Here is a 16,082-nt window from a genome sequence, read left to right as displayed (position 1 = left end):
CGCGGTGGTCGTGCGGAGACCGCGTCTTGCTACCTGCATCCTTCTGCTCCTCGCTCTGCTCGGGCGTCCGTTCTCGGGCGCTCGCGACGGGCTGCTGTGACCGGGGCGTTCACAGCTCGTTGGGACGGTCGACGCCCGGGTTGCCCGGACCTGACGTCTTGCGCTCGCGCATGCTTCGCGCGTCGTGACCACGACCGGGGCCACCCGAGACGATCTGGTTGTGCGCCTGGGCCAGCTGGTGGAGGCCGAACGAGACGTCGGTGCCGGTGCGGTACCCCATCGCGTCCTGGGCCCGGTTGACGGCCTTCTTGGCGAGGACGAGCCCGAGCCGCGGCATCTCCGCGATCCGTTCGGCCAGATCCATCGTGTGCGCCTCCAGCTCCTCCGACGGCACGACGCGGTTGACCATGCCGAGCTCTCGCGCACGTTCGGCGCTGATCTTGTCGCCCAGGAAGAGCAGCTCCTTCGCCTGGCGCGGGCCCAGCTCCCAGGGGTGCGCGAAGAGCTCGACCCCGGGAACCCCCATGCGGAGCACCGGGTCGCTGAAGGTGGCGTCCTCCGACGCGATGATGAGGTCGCAGGGCCAGGCGAGCATCAGGCCGGCCGCGATGCACGGTCCGTGCACCATGGCGATGGTGGGCTTGGGGATGTCGCGCCACCTGTGCGACATCCCGACGTACGCCTCCTCCTCCCAGGCCAGCCAGTTCTCGACGCCTTCCTTGCCGACGTGGTCCCACCACATCGAGACCGGCGGGTAGGAGACGTCGTAGTCCATGCCTGCGCTCCCCATGTCGTGCCCTGCCGAGAAGCAGGATCCTGCTCCGCGCAGGACCGCGACATCGGCGGCGTCGTCCTGGGAGAACTCGTAGAAGGCCCGGTCCAGTGCGTAGAGCATGGCGAGGTTCTGGGCGTTCTTGACCTCGGGGCGGTTCAGCGTGATCACGGCGATGTTCCCGCGCAGCTCGTAGAGCACGCCGCCGGGCTCCATCTCCCGGGGACCGTCCTCGCTCTGGCTGCGGGGGCCCGCCTCCGCGCTCACCGGCCGCTCCAGACGGGCTGCCGCTTCTCCGCGAAGGCGTCGAGCGCCTCCCTGAAGTCCCGGGTGTACAGGTACATCCGTCCGGTCGCGTTGGACGTCTCGATCGGTCCGTCGAGCTGCTGGTTGTAGACCCGCTTGACCGAGGCCTTGACGTTCTGGATGGCCAACGGCGGCATCGCGACGAAGCGCTCGGCGACCTCACGGGCGCGGGCCTGGAGCTGGTCCGGAGCCACCACCTCGTTGACGAGGTGGAAGCGATGTGCCTGCTCCGCCGTGATGAAAGCACCGCTCAGCAGGAGCTCCATGGCATGCACGTAGGGGATCTGGACGAGGAGCCGCTCGATCACACCTCCGCCCTCGGCCGCCCCGAAGGCGCTGATGGCCCCCGCGTAGCCGAACTTCGCGTGCGGCACGGTGATCCGGTAGTCGGACGAGAACGCCGCCATGATGCCCCAGCCCACGACCGAGCCGTTCGCCGCGAGGACCAACGGCTTGCGGAGGTTCCACATGACCTCATTCAGCTCGGCGACGTACGCCGGCGCACCCGACCCCAGGCCCTCCCCCTGCCAGTCCTCGTCGGAGCGACGGGCGTAGGCCTTCATGTCGCCGCCGGCGGTGAAGATCCGCTCACCGGCCGCGGTCAGGACCACCGCACGCACCTCGCGGTCGGACTCCAACTCGCGGAAGATCCCGAGCAGGCCCTGGTAGGCCTCGGCGTCCATCGCGTTCATGGCATCCGGTCGGTTCAGGGTGATGGTCGCGACGTGACCGTCCCTGGTGAGGAGGGGCTTCGAGGACGTCAACTCAACTCCTTCGTTGGATATTCGACACGAGCGTAATTGCGATCTGACTCACTTGTCAACGAATTCGACACATGAGTCAGTGCCCTATGGCCGACCGGGCGAGGACCTCCCGCTGGACCGGATCTGCTCCGCCGTAGATGGACGCCGCCCGGGCTTGCCAGTACTCGACGGGCCACTCCTGCCAGGCCGGCGGGACCCGGGGCAGGAACGGCTCCAGGTCCGCCGATTCGGCGGCGTCCCCAAGGGCCGCCAAGCCGGTCTCCGCGACACGTTGGTCGAGCCGCGACCACAGCAGCTTCGACACCGAGGCCAGCGGTCCGGGGTCGCCTCCGTCAGCGACGACCCCCAGCAGGACCCGGGTGAAGGCTCGGTGGACCGCCACGTCGACGTCCAGGGTCGCGAGCTCCGCTCGCGCCCGGTGGCCCGGCTCGATCCGCAGGTCGTCGAGCATCTGGCCGAGCTGAGCCAGCCGGTACTCGAACCGTGCGGGCGCCATCAGCGCCATCCGCTCGGCACGCAGCACCGTGGTGATGACCTGCCAACCCCTGCCGGGTCGACCGAGGACGTGGTCCAGGGGGAGTCGAACGTCGTCGAAGGCGACCTCGCAGAAACCCGGCACTCCGTTCAGCATCCGGAGCGGCGTGATGGTCACGCCTCGTGCAGCGGTGGGCACCGCCACCACCACCAGCGGGCGGTGGCCCCGGTCGTCGCGCCCCTCGGCGAGCGCCGTCAGGACGAGCAACCAGTCGGCCTGCTGGGCGAACGAGCACCACACCTTGAGACCGCGCACGACGACGCCGTCGGTGACGACCGACGACCGGGTGCGCACGTTGCGGAGGTCGCTCCCCCGCCTCCGGCTCGCTCAGCGCGAGGGACCACATCTCCTCGCACCGGCCCAACCGGGGCAGCCACTTCCGACGCTGCTCCTCGGTGCCGTGTGCGAGGAGCGCCGGAGCGACGAGGTCGACACCGACGAGGTTCACCGGCTCCGGACCTCCGGCCCTCGCATACTCCTCGTCCGCGATCGCCTTCTCGACGACGCCCAGCCCCCGCACCGCCGTAGCGGGTCGGCCACGTCGTCCCGGCGAGACCGTTCTCGAAGAGCGAGCGGGCCCACCGGCGGTGGTCGCGGAGGCCTTGGTCGGAGTACCTGTCGCCGATCGGGCGACCGCCGTCATGGTCGCGGAGGAACCGGCGCACGCGCGCGCGGAAACCGGCCGGGTCGCCTGCACCGGTCCCGTCCTCGTCGCGGCGCCCGGGCCGCACGTCGCTCACCAACCGCGGTACGACGGCTTGGTCTTCTCGGCGAATGCCTTGAGGCCGGCCAGCGCGTCGTGCCCGTAGCGCTGGGCGAAGTGCATCACCCAGCTGAACCGGAGGGCCTCCCGGCGAGGCATCTCGAGGCTCCGCTGGACCAGCTCCTTCTCCATCTTCACGACGAGGGGCGAGTTCTCGCACAGGCGAGCGGCCAGCGCGGCTGCCCGGTCCTGGACCTCCTCCAGCGGAACGACCTCGTTGACCAACCCGATCCGGTGCGCCTCGGCAGCATCGACCGTCTCGCCGGTGAGGCAGAGGTACATCGCGTGGGCGAGGGGGGATGTGACGGGCGATGCCGGAGAGACCGCCTCCTCCACCAAGGCCGTGCTTCACCTCAGAGAACCCGAAGGTGGCGTCGTCGCTGGCCACCCGGATGTCGGTCAGTGCAAGCAGGTAGACGAGCGCTCCACCGAGGCAGAGTCCGTTGACCGCTCCGATGATCGGCTTGTAGAGCTCGAGGGTGAAGATGTCCTCGGCCGCCTGCGAGGTGCGGTGCGGCTGGTCGGACCGGGGATACCAGAAATGCTCCGAGGCCAGCTCGGGGTCGAACGTGTCGTTGACCTGCTGCATCGCCTTCAGGTCGCCACCCACGCTGAAGGCACGGCTCCCGGCGCCGGTCATCACGCCGACCCAGAGGTCCTTGTCGTCACGGAACTCGCACAGATGCTCGTAGAGCTCCCGGTACATCTCGGGGGTGCCGGCGTTGAGCTCGTTGGACCCGTCCCAGACGAACCACGCCACGTGGCCGTCGCGCTCCAGGCGCACCCGGCCGGGCTCGCCCTTGGCTACCTGCTTCTCGATCATCTGCTTGCTGCTCCTTCTCCGCGCTCCCGGGACCTCCGGTCGTCGCAGGTGAGCCGGCACCGGTTGCCGTTCACCACATCCGCTCCTCGTACTCCCGCGCCTGCGCGGCGATCTCGAGCGCCTTGCCACGCCGCAACCAGACCGCGAGGTCGAACGCGTCGGTGAGACCCACCGCCCCGTGGCACTGCAGCGCCACCTCCCCGGCCCTCCGGCCGGCCGCGACAGCCGCAGCGACAGCGATCACCGACCACCGCCCTGCCGCTTCGTCCTCCCGGTTCGCAGCATCGGCGGCCGCCCACACCGCCGCCCGCGCTCCTTCGACGGCCACGACCGCGTCCGCGATCGCGTGCCTCACCGACTGCAGGTCGGCCAGGGTGCCGCCGAACGCGCGACGGTTGCGGACGTGGTCGACCGTCCGGTCGACAAGCGTCCTCGCGACCCCGACCAGCAGGGCGGCCGTTCCCCCATCGCTCCCCGTCCTGAGGACGGCGATCGACCGCGGACGCGGCCACGGACACGGGATGCCCCGAACCGGGGTCGATCGCGACCCGTCGGGTCGGGTCGACACCTACTACCTCCCGCCATTCGGTTGCAGGGTGGACGAGCTCCCAGCGGCCGTCGACGCACCGCGCGACCACGTCGGCCGTGTCGGCGTAGGGGACCAGACCCGCCGGGGTCCGGACGGCCGCGAGGACGTTCCCGGTCGCTATTCCGCCGAGCCACGACGCGGCGACGGCGGGAGACGCGGCGAGGAGGACCAGAGGCGCCACGACGATCGTCTCGACCGCGGGCACGGGAGCGCAGCCCGAGCCGATCTCCTCGAGCACCAGGGCCGCGGTCAGCGCATCGCCGCCGTGGCCATCGGCGCGGTCGGGCACCATCAACGAGCCGACCCCGAGCTCGGCGAGCAGCGCCCAGGTCCGGCGCACGACGTCGGGACTTCCCGCCGCCTTCCGGACGACCTCCGGCGGGCAGCTCTTGGCCAGCGCCGTGCGCACCGTCGCCGCCAGGTCGCGTTGCTCCTGCGACACCCGCAGCGGGCTGATCTCCTCGCGCGGGGCCGACCGGCCGCGGTCCTGTGGCACGGTCATCGTCACCCGTTTCTCGCCGGCCCCGACGGTCGACACGCGATTCGAATACTCGACTTGCACGTCGAAGGCTATCATAAGCGTCGAATAATCGGCATCAATGTCAACTCGTGCGAGGAGCTGCCGTGACCGCAGACCAATCGATGACCCGGCAATCGCTTGTGCGCGCGGAGATCGTCGCCACCGCAGCCCGAGTCTTCGCCGAGAGGGGCTTTCGCAAGGCGACGCTCGGTGACATCGCGTCCTCCCTGGGCATCAGTCGCGCCTCGCTGTACCACTACGTCGACGGCAAGGAGGACCTGCTCGAGCAGGTGATCGGTGACGTCAGCGAACGTCACGCCCGGATGCTCGCCGGCCTTGCGGACCGCTCCGACCTGACCCCCACTGAGAAGCTGGTCGAGGCGACCCGTCACCTCGTGCTCGACTTCGGCGCCAACGCCAACGTGATGCGGGTCTTCCTCCGCGAGGAGGTCGAGCTGCCCCCGCACCTGCTGGCGCGTCACGTGGACTGGAAGGCCCAGTCGGACTCCGCGCTGCGGCGAATCATGACGGAGGGCGTCGAGCAGGGCGTGTTCCGACCGGTCAACACGAAGATCGCCGCCTTCGCCGTGTTCGGGATGACCAACTGGCTGCACGTCTGGTACCAACCGGATGGAGACATGTCGCTGGAGGAGATCGCCGACGCCTTCGCCGACCTGGTCGTAGCGGCGGTCTCCGTTGCCGACACGAACCGACCGCCGATGACCCTGGAGCAGACGGTGCTGGCGCTGCACAGCGCCGTCGACCAGCTCGACGAGCACGTCGCGCAGGTCCGGCGCACGCAGCGCAACAAGTCGTCGTAGGCGCGACTGCCGGCCCGAGGCTCGGTCGGGCAGTCGTCGAGGAGGTCCGGAAGCGCCTCCTCGATAGGGTGCCTTCGTGCCGGACGACCGCCTGACCCGAGCCGCGCTGATCGCGGAGGGCGGTGCTGGCGGCTCGTTGCGGGCCGATGCCCGACGGAACCGCGAGCGGGTCGTGCTCGCGGCGCTGGAGATCTTCGCCGAGGACGGCCGGATCGACAGCATGGAGCAGGTCGCGGAGCGGGCGGGGGTCGCCAAGGGCACCGTCTATCGCAGCTTCCCCAACCGGGCCGCCCTTGTCACCGCTGTCGCTGCCCACCAGTTCGCGGAGATCCAGGAGATCGCCGATACTGCCCTGGCGGGTGAGGGTGAGCCGACCGCCGCCTTCGTGCGGTTGGTGCACGAGATCTTCCAGTACAACGGCGCCAACGGGCTGTTCGTGGAGGCACTCCGCCACGACGACCTCACGGAGGAGGTCCGCACCATCCAGCATCGGATGCGGCTCTCGATCGCATTGGCGATGGACCGGTGCCGACCTGAGGGCTCGATCTCACCCGACATCACGCCCGACGACCTCTTCGTTGTGATGGCGGGTGTCTCACTGCAGTTGAACAAGGACCGCGGGACCCCCGACGAGTGGCGACGTGGCGCCGACCTCGTGCTGAGGTCACTGGGGGTCCCCCGGTCCTTCCGCGAGATCGCTCAGGACTCGCCCTCGTAGAGCAGCTCCTCCCCTTCGCCGTCCCACCGGATGACGACCCCGGGGACCTGTAGCTCTTGGTCCTCCCAGACCAGGTTGCGGCCGAGTGCCCCGTCGTGGGTCTCCTCCGAGACGACTGCCATCGCGTCCGCGATCTCGTCGCGTCCGGCGCTGTCCGCCTCTGCGATAGCGCGCGCCAGGAAGTAGGCGGCGTCGTAGGCCTCGGCCGCGTAGGGCAGTGGGTCCTCGTCGTACTTCTCGCGGTAGGCCGCGACGAACGCCTGGGTCGACTCGGCCTCCATGTCGACGTGGAAGTCCGCAGCCCACACGACGTCACTGGCGTCGTCGCCGGCCGGTGTGAGCACTCCGGACCCGGCGCTGACCGTGCTCAGGATCGGACCCTCGTACCCAGCCTGCCGCAGCTGCGACACGGCCGTCGGATTGCTGGCGGCGAAGAGGTTGACGGCGACGACGTCGGGATCGCTGTCCAGCGCCTTCTGCACCTGGCTGGTGAAGTCCTGCGTCGACTGCGGCGATCCCAGGGAGGCAGTGACCTCCATGCCGGTCTCCTCCGCCAACGCTGGCAAGGCGTTCTCGCCGATGTCGCTGAGGGTCGGGATGTAGTTCGCGTAGAGCTGGGCGACGCTCTGCCAACCGTTCTCCTCGACGAAGTCAGCGAGCAACGGGTAGTAGTTCCGCATCAACGGGGTGGCGCGGTAGGTGTACTCACCGACGATGACACCGTCGCTGCCCGCCTGTGTGTAGACGATAGGCATCCCGTGCTGCTGCGCGAGCGGCGACTGCGCCACGGCCTCGGCACTGCTCTGCGATCCGAAGACCGCGGAGACCTCGGCGTCGCTGATCGCCTTGGTCATCTCGGTGGCCGCCGTCTGGGCCTCGCTCTTCGTGTCCCGGACGTCGAGCACCAGCTCCGTGTCGCCGAGCAGGTCGCTGTTGTTGATCTCCTCGATCGCGAGCTCGTAGCCGTCCCGGGCACTCGACCCGACGTGGGCGACGACGCCCGTGACGGGTGCGGTGAGGACGATCTTCACCTCCTCCGGCAGCCCGTCGCCGGCGGCGGGCCCACCGCCGGCAGCATCACCGCACGCCGACAGCGCCGCGACGAGCCCCCGCGAGGGCCAGGATGGGGACTCCGCGCCTGCGCGGAGGGAACCAGTCAGTCAACTTCTGCTCCGTTCTCGTCAACGACGGATATCGCTCCCTGCGGGCACAGTCCCGCAAGGGTCGTCAGCTCCTCGCGGCTCGCCGCGGGGTGCGTCGTCCCGCCAACGGGCCAGTCCGAGGTCGTCCACCTCGAACCGCGCGGGATCGATGTGCTCGCAGCTGCCGGTCCCGAGGCAGCGGTCGCGATCGACCACGGCTCGGAACGACGGCGCCTCGTTCGCCTGCCTCATGCGCCCGCCTCGTCGTGCCCCACCACCACGGGGAACGCGGCGTACCGGTGCGCGTCGGTGTCCGTCCGGACGACCGCAGGCCGGTCGGGGTCCGGTGCCACCCCGTGGGCCAGGAGCTGTTCCATCAGACGCACCAGCACCCCGACCGGTGCCTCCTCGCCGCCGACCTGGCCGTTGCCCGCACCGACGGCGATCAGACGCCCCGGACAGGTGTGGGGGTCCGGCCGCGAACGAGAGCGCGTAGAGGTGAGCCCTCGTGAGCGGGACCCGGTCCGGGTCGAACGCGTCAGCGTCGTCTCCGTAGACCGCCGGATCACGGTTGGCCGCATTGAGGTCCAGCAGGAGCTGCTCGCCCTCCGCGATCACTCTGCCGCTCGAGAGCGTGACCGTCGTGAGGGCGCCGCGGAGCAGGCCGGGCACGGGCGGGTGGAGCCGCAGCCCCTCCGCCACCGCGCGCTGGAGGAAGCTCCGGTCCCGCGCACGTTCGGCCTGCTCCGGGTGGCCCCTCAGCCACTCCACGATCTCGGCGAAGATGTGCGGGCTGGCGTGGGTCGTCGTGCTGGTTGCAGCAGCGAGGTAGAAGAGCGTCTCGCGCAGGCGCAGGTCGTCGTCCCAGTCGTCGCCGTAGGTCTTGAGCAGGACGGTGATGAGGTCGTGCGGGAGGTCGACGAGCTTATCTGAGTCGCACTGCGCCACCATCGCGCGTCGTCGAGCGAGCGACGGCGCGTAGAAGACCCCTGAGGAACTCTTCCTTGGCCGCAAGTGCTGCCGCGATCACCTCGTCGGGGTCGCGCGTCGTCCACTCGACCGACGCTGCTTCGCCGATCCGGTCGGCGACGTCACGCAGCTGACGGGTGCGCGTGTCCGACGTGACGTCGTCGAGCCCGATGACCCGGGCGCTGACCCGCAGCAGACCGCCCCTCATGACGTCGATCAGGTCCAGCCGGTCGGCCCCTCCAGCGAGGGCCTCGGCAATCGCTGGGACCACGTCGGCGAACTCGTAGTCGACGAGCGAGGCTCGCGAGAACACCTCCATCTCCGCCCGCCGCCGCTGCATGTGCTCGTCGTGGACCAGCCCGCCGATGGTGAACCCGGTGATCGCGTTGGACCGACGCGTCGTCAGCGTGTTGCGGAAGTCCGCGGAGCGCAGCACCTCCTGCGCTTCGCCGAAGGTCGAGATGCGGGTCATCTGGTCCCGCGGGGTGACGGTCATCATCGCTGGTCTCCTCCGCCGATCGCCGACGTGATCTCTGATCATGATTTCGCGTGATGCTAGTCACGAAGAGCGCGCCGAACAAGGACTTCGCAGATTAATTTGAACGGCGCCGTCAACTTAGCCCTTCGTGCAATCGCAGGATTGCAGCGTGATTCACAACATTCTGAACGGACCCGTCGACATCTGAACAGCGGTCTTCTTCAGCGTCGGCACAATGCACAGCGCCCGCAGCCGGTCCGGCTGCGGGCGCTGCACAGAGCGGGACGCGTCAGACCCAGTCGCGCAGCCAGCTGCTGCCGGCGTCTGAGTAGAGGGAGACCGGCCAGTCGGCGGGGCGCCGGTCGCCGTAGGCGCGGACCGCCTCCGCACCGTTGCCGAGCTCGGGGAGCTCCGCGATCGGCATGTAGTACATGTAGGACATCAGCCGGGCGGAGAACTTCCAGCGACCGTCCTCGCGGCGGTACTCGTCGACGTAGCGCAGCGCGACCTGCATGGCGACGCCGTTGCGGTCGACCTCGGCGTGGCTGGCGAGCAGGCCGCGCGCGACGTCGGGGTTGCCGTCGTCGAACCGCACCACGTGGCCGTGGCTGAAGTGGTTGGTCGGGCCGAGCGCCTTGAACCGGCCGAGGTAGGTCTCGACGATCTCGTCGATGCCGCTGGCGGCGAACACACCGTCGGCGGAGCGGAGGGTCGCGTCGGAGGTGAAGATCTGGCGGATCCCGGCCTCGTCACGCTCGTCCATGATGTAGCCGTAGAGGATGGCCAGCTCCTGGATCGCCTGGCGGTCCTCGGCGCGCTGCAACCGCTGCTCGAGGCTCGGGTTGAGGTCGGACATGCTCACTCCTTCGGGTTGGACGGGACCGGGTCTCCAGCGAGCTCCCGGCTGACGAGGTAGGCCAGGGTCAGGCCCCGGCCCAGGGCGATGCCGCTGTTGTACCCGGTGCCGACCGTGGTGAGGGCCGCGCAGGAGCCGACGGCGTACAGCCCACGGATGGGAGCGCCCTGCTCGTCGAGGACGTGGCCGTCGCCGTCGATGTGGACTCCGCTGCTGCCGATGCCGGTGCCGACGAACCGGAGCCGGAAGCCGTGGAACGGTGCCTGCTCGATCGGCCCGAGCACGGGGTTGGGCTCGTTCGCCGGGTCGCCGGCGAACCGCTTCACGTAGGTGACGCTGCCGCGCCCGAAGTCGGGGTCGACGCCGCGCCGCGCGTTCTCGCTGAACGACTTCGCGGTCAGCTCGAGCTGCGCGCCGTCGATGCCGAGCTCCTCGCCCAGCTCGCGCAGCGTCGAGGCCGACGTGACCAGACCCTCCGGGTAGTCACCGGCGGGCGGGGTCACGCCGAGACCGTACTTCTGGTGGTGCTGCTCGTCGAAGACCAGGAAGAACGGCAGGTGCGGGTCGTCGGGGTCCATGGTCTTCTCGACGATGTCGACCCAGTAGGAGTCGTCGCAGTACCGCTTGCCCGTCTTGTCGACGATCATCGCGTGCGGCATCGCGTAGTCAGGCCCGTAGGCATAGCCGGAGCCGATGCTGGACTTCCAGCCGGGCAGCATCGGGATGGCAGTGGCCGGCAGCTTGGCCACGGCACCACCGACTGCCCGCGCCAGCTTGATGCCGTCGCCGCGGACGCTGTCGGGCGCGACGCTGCCGAAGTCGTCCTCGTCGAGGCCGACCAGCTCGCGGACCAGCTCCGGGTCCCAGTCGTAGGTGCTCGTCGCGAGCACGACGGGTCCGGTGCGCTCGACCGGGCCGTCCGGCCCGTCGGCCCGCAGCCCGAGCACGTCGCCGGACTCGTCGGTGAACAGACCGGTCACCGGGTGGCCGGTGTGGATGGTGATCCGGTCCTCCTGCAGCACCCGCCGCAGGAAGCTGGCGACCACGCCGGTGCCGAAGGTGAGCGGGTCACCGCCGGTGGCCGCCGGCTTCTCCTCGTCACGGCTCTCCGGGAGGCCGAAGGCCTGGACACCGGCCCGCTGCTCGCCGGTCTCGTTGTCGTCGACGTAGGTCAGCCGGCGGCCCTTGACGAACATGTCGGCGTAGGTGGTGCCCACGGGGAAGTAGGGGCTCACCCGCAGCTTCTCGCGCCACTCGCCGAGCTCGCTGCCGTCGATGACCTCGTTGGTGAGGTAGCGACCCGCCTCGCGGGCACCGTCCGCCTCGTTGTGGTAGTCGGCGAGGCCGGGAATCACCGTCCACCGGATCGCGCCCTGCTGCTCCCAGTACTCCGTGGCGACGGGCGACACCTCGAGCCACCGCTTCATGGCGGCCTCGTCGAGGACCTCGGGGTGGTGGTGCGCGATCGCGCGGACGTAGCGCTCGGCGAGCTCGAGGGTGTCGCCATCGACACCCTCCCGCGGCGCGACGTGGTTGGCGCCGACCCAGACCTGGCCGCCGGAGTATGCCGCGGCGCCGCCGACCAGGTCGGCCGCCTCGAAGACCTCGGCGCGGCCGCCGTTGAGGGCGACTCCGAGAGCGGTGGCCAGGCCGGACAGGCCGGCGCCCACCACCAGGACCGGCTGGTCGCCGCTGCTCGGACCGTCCGGAGCGGTCGGATCGATCGGCCGGTTCTCGTTGGGGTTCTGGGTCATGACGAGACCTCCCTCGGTCGGTGGTCGACGGCGGCCGCTGCCGGACTCCGGTCGGGTCCGCAGCGGTGACGCCGGTCACAATAGAGCATTACCATTATCAGGGATAGCCCTCGCTGTCGCGGCCCTCGCCCGGCCCCCTCGAGCGAGGGGCGGTCGCCTTGACCGCCCGCACAACGACGCATACTGTTCTAACTATTATCAGGAATAGGAAGCGTGGAGATGACTGCTCGAGAGCTCGACCGCGTCGTCATCCGGTTTGCGGGTGACTCCGGCGACGGCATGCAGCTGACCGGTGACCGGTTCACCCAGGACACCGCGGCCTTCGGCAACGACCTGTCGACGCTGCCCAATTTCCCGGCCGAGATCCGCGCTCCCCAGGGCACGATCCCCGGCGTCAGCAGCTTCCAGGTGCACTTCGCCAACTACGACATCCTCACGCCCGGCGACCGGCCCGACGTGCTGGTGGCGATGAACCCGGCGGCGTTGAAGGCCAACGTGGGCGACCTGGCCAAGGGCGCCACGATCATCGTCGACGCCCACGACTTCACCAAGCGCAACCTCACCAAGGTGGGGTACGCCGAGAGCCCGCTCGACGACGGGAGCCTCGGCGACTTCGCGGTGCATGCTCTCGACCTGACCGGGATGACGGTCGAGGCGGTCAAGGAGTTCGGGCTCTCCCGCAAGGACGCCGCCCGCGCGAAGAACATGTTCGCGCTCGGCCTGGTCTCGTGGCTCTACGGCCGCGACGTCACCGGCACCGTCAGCTACCTGACCGAGAAGTTCGCGGGGAAACCCGCGATCCGCGACGCCAACGTGGCGGCCGTGCGGGCGGGCTGGAACTTCGGCGAGACCACCGAGACCTTCGCGGTCTCCTACGTCGTGAAGCCCGCGCAGGTGCCCGCGGGGACCTACCGCAACATCACCGGCAACCTCGCGCTGGCCTACGGCCTGATCGCGGCCGGCGTACGCTCCGGGCTGCCGGTGTTCTTGGGCTCCTACCCGATCACCCCGGCCTCCGACATCCTCCACGAGCTGAGCAAGCACAAGGCCTTCGGCGTCACCACCCTGCAGGCCGAGGACGAGATCGCCGGCATCGGCGCCGCCATCGGCGCCTCCTTCGCCGGATCCCTCGGCGTGACCACCACCTCCGGCCCCGGCATCGCCCTGAAGAGCGAGGCCATCGGCCTGGCGGTCATGACCGAGCTCCCGCTCCTGGTCATCGACGTCCAGCGCGGCGGCCCGTCCACCGGCCTGCCCACCAAGACCGAGCAGGCCGACCTCCTCCAGGCGATGTACGGCCGCAACGGCGAGGCCCCCGTGCCGATCGTCGCCCCGCAGTCACCCGGCGACTGCTTCGCCGCCGCCGTCGAGGCCGCCCGCATCGCCATCACCTACCGCACCCCCGTGATGCTGCTCTCCGACGGCTACCTCGCCAACGGCTCCGAGCCGTGGCGCATCCCCGACGTGCAGATCCTTCCCACGATCGATCCCGCCTTCGCCACCGCGGACGGCGAGGCGTTCCTTCCCTACTCCCGTGACCCCGAGACGTTGGCGCGGCCGTGGGCGGTTCCGGGCACCGCCGGGTTGGAGCACCGGATCGGTGGTCTGGAGAAGGCCGACGGGCACGGCAACATCTCCTACGACCCGGCCAACCACGACCTGATGGTCCGCACCCGGCAGGCCAAGGTCGAGCGGATCGCCGAGAGCCTGCCGCCGCTGGAGGTCGACGACCCCTCCGGCCCCCCAGGATCAGGAGCGAAGGTCCTGGTCATCGGCTGGGGCTCGACCTACGGCCCGATCGGCGCCGCCTGCCGGCGGGTGCGCCGCGCCGGCTACCACGTCGCGCAGACCCACCTGCGCCACCTCAACCCGTTCCCCAACGACCTCGGCGACATCCTCCGCCGCTACGACAGGGTGGTCTGCCCCGAGATGAACCTCGGCCAGCTCTCCAAGCTGCTCCGCGCCGAGTACCTCGTCGACGTCCGCCCGATCACCTCGGTCCGCGGTCTGCCGTTCGGCGCCGAGCAGCTCTCCGAGGACCTGATCGCCCACCTCACCGATGTGGAGGACCCCCAGTGAGCACCACCGCGCTCGGCATCCCGTCGTTCCGTTCCGGCACCGAGTCGGTGCCGGCCGCCGAGGGCCCGCAGACCGCCAAGGAGTTCGCCTCCGACCAGGAGGTCCGCTGGTGCCCCGGCTGCGGCGACTACGCCGTCCTCAAGGCCGTCCAGTCCTTCCTGCCCGACCTCGGCCTGCGCCGGGAGAACATCGTCTTCGTCTCCGGGATCGGCTGCAGCTCGCGCTTCCCCTACTACCTCGACACCTACGGGATGCACTCCATCCACGGCCGCGCACCCTCCATCGCCACCGGCATCGCCACCGCCCGCGAGGACCTCTCGGTCTGGGTCGTCACCGGCGACGGCGACGCGCTCTCCATCGGCGGCAACCACCTCATCCACGCCCTGCGCCGCAACGTCAACATGACGATCCTGCTGTTCAACAACCGCATCTACGGCCTCACCAAGGGCCAGTACTCCCCCACCAGCGAGATCGGCAAGATCACCAAGTCCACCCCCGTCGGGTCCCTGGACCACCCCTTCAACCCGGTCTCCCTGGCCCTGGGCGCCGAAGCCTCCTTCGTCGCCCGCACCATCGACAGCGACCGCAAGCACCTCACCTCCGTGCTCGCCGCCGCCGCCGCCCACCGCGGCACCTCCCTGGTCGAGATCTACCAGAACTGCCCGATCTTCAACGACGGCGCCTTCGACGCCATCAAGGACCCCGACACCAAGGACCACGCCATCATCCCCCTCGAGCACGGCAAGCCGATCACCTTCGGCACCCGCGGGGCCGACGGCCACGGCGACAAGGGCCTGACCCGCGGCCCCGCCAGCGGCATCGAGGTCGTCGACGTCGCCCAGACCGGGCTCGAGGCGCTCCTGGTCCACGACGCCCACCACCCCGACCCCTCCACCGCGTTCGCGATCAGCCGGCTCACCGACAGCGGCTACCTCAACCGCTCCCCCCATCGGCATCTTCCGCCAGGTCGAGCGGCCCACCTACGACGACCTCGCCCGCCAACAGGTCACCGACGCCCGCGCCACCGCCGAGGGCAGCGACACCGACCGGCTCACCCAGCTCATCAACGCCGGCGACACCTGGACCGTCGTCTGAGCACCTCCACCCGACCAGCGAGGACTCCTCTCCATGACCTATGTGATCGCGCAGCCCTGCGTCGACGTCAAGGACAAGGCCTGCGTCGACGAGTGCCCCTGTCGACTGCATCTACGAGGGCAAGCGGATGCTGTACATCCACCCCGACGAGTGCGTCGACTGCGGCGCCTGTGAGCCGGTCTGTCCTGAGGAGGCGATCTTCTACGAGGACGACGTCCCGGATGAGCTGAGCGTCTACCACCAGGCCAACGTCGAGTTCTTCGACGACCTCGGCTCGCCCGGCGGCGCCGCGAAGATGGGCGAGATCGACAAGGACCATCCGCTCGTCGCCGCGCTGCCGCCCCAGTCCTCAACCGCCTGACCACCGACCGAGAGGAAGCCATGACCACGACACCCGTGCAGGACCCCGACGACGTGCTGTCGGCTCGGACGATCGGGATCCTCGGTGGAACCGGACCGCAGGGCCGCGGCCTGGCCACCCGGTTCGCGGCGAGCGGCCTGAAGGTGATCCTCGGCTCCCGTGACCGCGACCGTGCAGCGGAGGCCGCTGCCGGCATCACCGGCGTGGACGGCGACACCAACGAGCAGGTCGCCCGGCGCGCCGACGTCGTGCTGGTCACCGTCCCCTGGGACGGCCACCGCGACCAGCTCGCCGGGCTCGCGGAGGCGCTGGACGGCAAGGTCGTCGTCGACTGCGTCAACCCCCTGGGCTTCGACAAGCAGGGGCCCTTTCCGGCTCGACGTCCCCGAGGGAAGCGCGGCCGAGCAGGCGCGAGCGGTGCTGCCCGGGTCGACGGTGGTGGCCGCGTTCCACCACCTGTCCGCGGTCACGCTGCTCGACCCGGAGGTCGCGTCGATCGACGCCGACGTGCTGGTGCTCGGCGACGACCGGAAGGCGACCGACCTGGTGCAGGCGCTCGCGGGCCGGATCCCCGGCTGCCGTGGTGTGTACGCCGGCCGCCTGCGGAACGCCGGCCAGGTCGAGGCGCTGACCGCTAACCTGATCGCGATGAACAAGCGCTACAAGGCCCACGCCTCGGTGCGGATCACCGACGTCTGAGGGGTCGGCCACGGAACCGAGCGGGCCAGGAGCACCAC

14 protein-coding genes and 4 pseudogenes are annotated in these 16,082 nt (G+C 70.0%); 7 read left to right on the top strand and 11 right to left on the bottom strand.

The features are described 5' to 3' along the window. Nucleotides 1-109: 109 nt before the first annotated feature. From MF408_RS13435 to MF408_RS13415, 6 genes and pseudogenes are all read right to left on the bottom strand, one after another. Nucleotides 110-1,039, bottom strand: a complete 930-nt coding sequence (locus MF408_RS13435; protein ID WP_240248123.1) for an enoyl-CoA hydratase — start codon at nt 1,037-1,039, stop codon at nt 110-112. Then, nucleotides 1,036-1,842 (bottom strand): enoyl-CoA hydratase-related protein, encoded by an 807-nt coding sequence (locus tag MF408_RS13430; RefSeq protein WP_275693159.1) that lies wholly within the window; start codon nt 1,840-1,842, stop codon nt 1,036-1,038. The genes MF408_RS13435 and MF408_RS13430 overlap by 4 nt, the downstream gene beginning before the upstream one ends. Nucleotides 1,843-1,918: 76 nt before the next feature. Then, a complete protein-coding gene (locus MF408_RS13425; RefSeq protein ID WP_275693471.1) occupies nt 1,919-2,461 on the bottom strand; it encodes an acyl-CoA dehydrogenase family protein in 543 nt (180 codons plus the stop codon). Then, nucleotides 2,438-2,680 (bottom strand): annotated as a pseudogene (locus tag MF408_RS25450) (acyl-CoA dehydrogenase family protein); the annotation flags it as partial. The gene MF408_RS13425 and the pseudogene MF408_RS25450, both read right to left, overlap by 24 nt. 433 nt (nt 2,681-3,113) lie before the next feature. After that, on the bottom strand, nt 3,114-3,422 hold the full coding sequence (locus MF408_RS25445; protein ID WP_275693158.1) for an enoyl-CoA hydratase-related protein: 309 nt from the start codon (nt 3,420-3,422) through the stop codon (nt 3,114-3,116). A 611-nt stretch (nt 3,423-4,033) separates the two neighbouring features. Next, nucleotides 4,034-4,531, bottom strand: a complete 498-nt coding sequence (locus tag MF408_RS13415; protein WP_240248120.1) for an acyl-CoA dehydrogenase family protein — start codon at nt 4,529-4,531, stop codon at nt 4,034-4,036. A 645-nt stretch (nt 4,532-5,176) separates the two neighbouring features. On the opposite strand from MF408_RS13415, the gene MF408_RS13410 reads away from it, so the two are divergent. Then, nucleotides 5,177-5,893: a TetR/AcrR family transcriptional regulator gene (locus MF408_RS13410; protein WP_240248119.1), complete on the top strand. Its 717-nt coding sequence runs from the start codon at nt 5,177-5,179 to the stop codon at nt 5,891-5,893. A 76-nt stretch (nt 5,894-5,969) separates the two neighbouring features. Beyond that, on the top strand, nt 5,970-6,611 hold the full coding sequence (locus MF408_RS13405; RefSeq protein WP_240248118.1) for a TetR/AcrR family transcriptional regulator: 642 nt from the start codon (nt 5,970-5,972) through the stop codon (nt 6,609-6,611). Here MF408_RS13405 and MF408_RS13400 read toward each other — a convergent pair. From MF408_RS13400 to MF408_RS13380, 5 genes are all read right to left on the bottom strand, one after another. Further along, nucleotides 6,593-7,642, bottom strand: coding sequence for an ABC transporter substrate-binding protein (locus tag MF408_RS13400; RefSeq protein ID WP_240248117.1), 1,050 nt, complete (start codon nt 7,640-7,642; stop codon nt 6,593-6,595). The genes MF408_RS13405 and MF408_RS13400 overlap by 19 nt on opposite strands. Nucleotides 7,643-7,792: 150 nt before the next feature. Further along, nucleotides 7,793-8,704, bottom strand: a complete 912-nt coding sequence (locus MF408_RS13395; RefSeq protein WP_240248116.1) for a cytochrome P450 — start codon at nt 8,702-8,704, stop codon at nt 7,793-7,795. Continuing rightward, entirely contained in the window at nt 8,679-9,221 is a 543-nt protein-coding gene (locus tag MF408_RS13390) for a cytochrome P450 (RefSeq protein ID WP_240248115.1), read from the bottom strand. Before MF408_RS13390 ends, MF408_RS13395 begins: the two co-directional genes overlap by 26 nt. 268 nt (nt 9,222-9,489) lie before the next feature. Then, entirely contained in the window at nt 9,490-10,056 is a 567-nt protein-coding gene (locus tag MF408_RS13385; RefSeq protein ID WP_240248114.1) for a nuclear transport factor 2 family protein, read from the bottom strand. Between the two features lie 2 nt (nt 10,057-10,058). Beyond that, a complete protein-coding gene (locus tag MF408_RS13380; protein WP_240248113.1) occupies nt 10,059-11,810 on the bottom strand; it encodes an FAD-dependent oxidoreductase in 1,752 nt (583 codons plus the stop codon). A 219-nt stretch (nt 11,811-12,029) separates the two neighbouring features. Between MF408_RS13380 and MF408_RS13375 the strand changes: the two genes are divergently transcribed. The 5 genes and pseudogenes from MF408_RS13375 to MF408_RS13355 all read left to right on the top strand — a co-directional run bounded on the left by MF408_RS13375 (nt 12,030) and on the right by MF408_RS13355 (nt 16,044). After that, complete coding sequence (locus MF408_RS13375; protein WP_240248112.1) at nt 12,030-13,889, top strand: 2-oxoacid:acceptor oxidoreductase subunit alpha; 1,860 nt, start codon at nt 12,030-12,032, stop codon at nt 13,887-13,889. Nucleotides 13,890-13,906: 17 nt separating this feature from the next. Further along, nucleotides 13,907-14,984, top strand: a pseudogene (locus MF408_RS13370) (2-oxoacid:ferredoxin oxidoreductase subunit beta). A gap of 33 nt (nt 14,985-15,017) precedes the next feature. Further along, nucleotides 15,018-15,345 (top strand): annotated as a pseudogene (fdxA, locus tag MF408_RS13365) (ferredoxin). 20 nt (nt 15,346-15,365) lie between these two features. Then, nucleotides 15,366-15,629: pseudogene (locus MF408_RS13360) on the top strand (NAD(P)-binding domain-containing protein); the annotation flags it as partial. 133 nt (nt 15,630-15,762) lie between these two features. Continuing rightward, a complete protein-coding gene (locus MF408_RS13355) occupies nt 15,763-16,044 on the top strand; it encodes a hypothetical protein (RefSeq protein ID WP_240252178.1) in 282 nt (93 codons plus the stop codon). The last annotated feature ends 38 nt before the right edge of the window (nt 16,045-16,082 follow it).

It is taken from the genome of Nocardioides sp. TF02-7 (assembly GCF_022437945.1).
Lineage (GTDB): Bacteria > Actinomycetota > Actinomycetes > Propionibacteriales > Nocardioidaceae > Nocardioides.
This window is presented reverse-complemented; position numbering and strand designations above follow the sequence as displayed.

Excerpts from the sequence above, each read along its gene's own strand:
- MF408_RS13385 (WP_240248114.1), bottom strand. The coding sequence starts at position 10,056 with ATGTCCGACCTCAACCCGAGCCTCGAGCAGCGGTTGCAGCGCGCCGAG.
- MF408_RS13375 (WP_240248112.1), top strand. The coding sequence starts at position 12,030 with ATGACTGCTCGAGAGCTCGACCGCGTCGTCATCCGGTTTGCGGGTGAC.
- MF408_RS13395 (WP_240248116.1), bottom strand. The coding sequence starts at position 8,704 with ATGGTGGCGCAGTGCGACTCAGATAAGCTCGTCGACCTCCCGCACGAC.
- MF408_RS13390 (WP_240248115.1), bottom strand. The coding sequence starts at position 9,221 with ATGATGACCGTCACCCCGCGGGACCAGATGACCCGCATCTCGACCTTC.
- MF408_RS25445 (WP_275693158.1), bottom strand. The coding sequence starts at position 3,422 with ATGTACCTCTGCCTCACCGGCGAGACGGTCGATGCTGCCGAGGCGCAC.
- MF408_RS13380 (WP_240248113.1), bottom strand. The coding sequence starts at position 11,810 with ATGACCCAGAACCCCAACGAGAACCGGCCGATCGATCCGACCGCTCCG.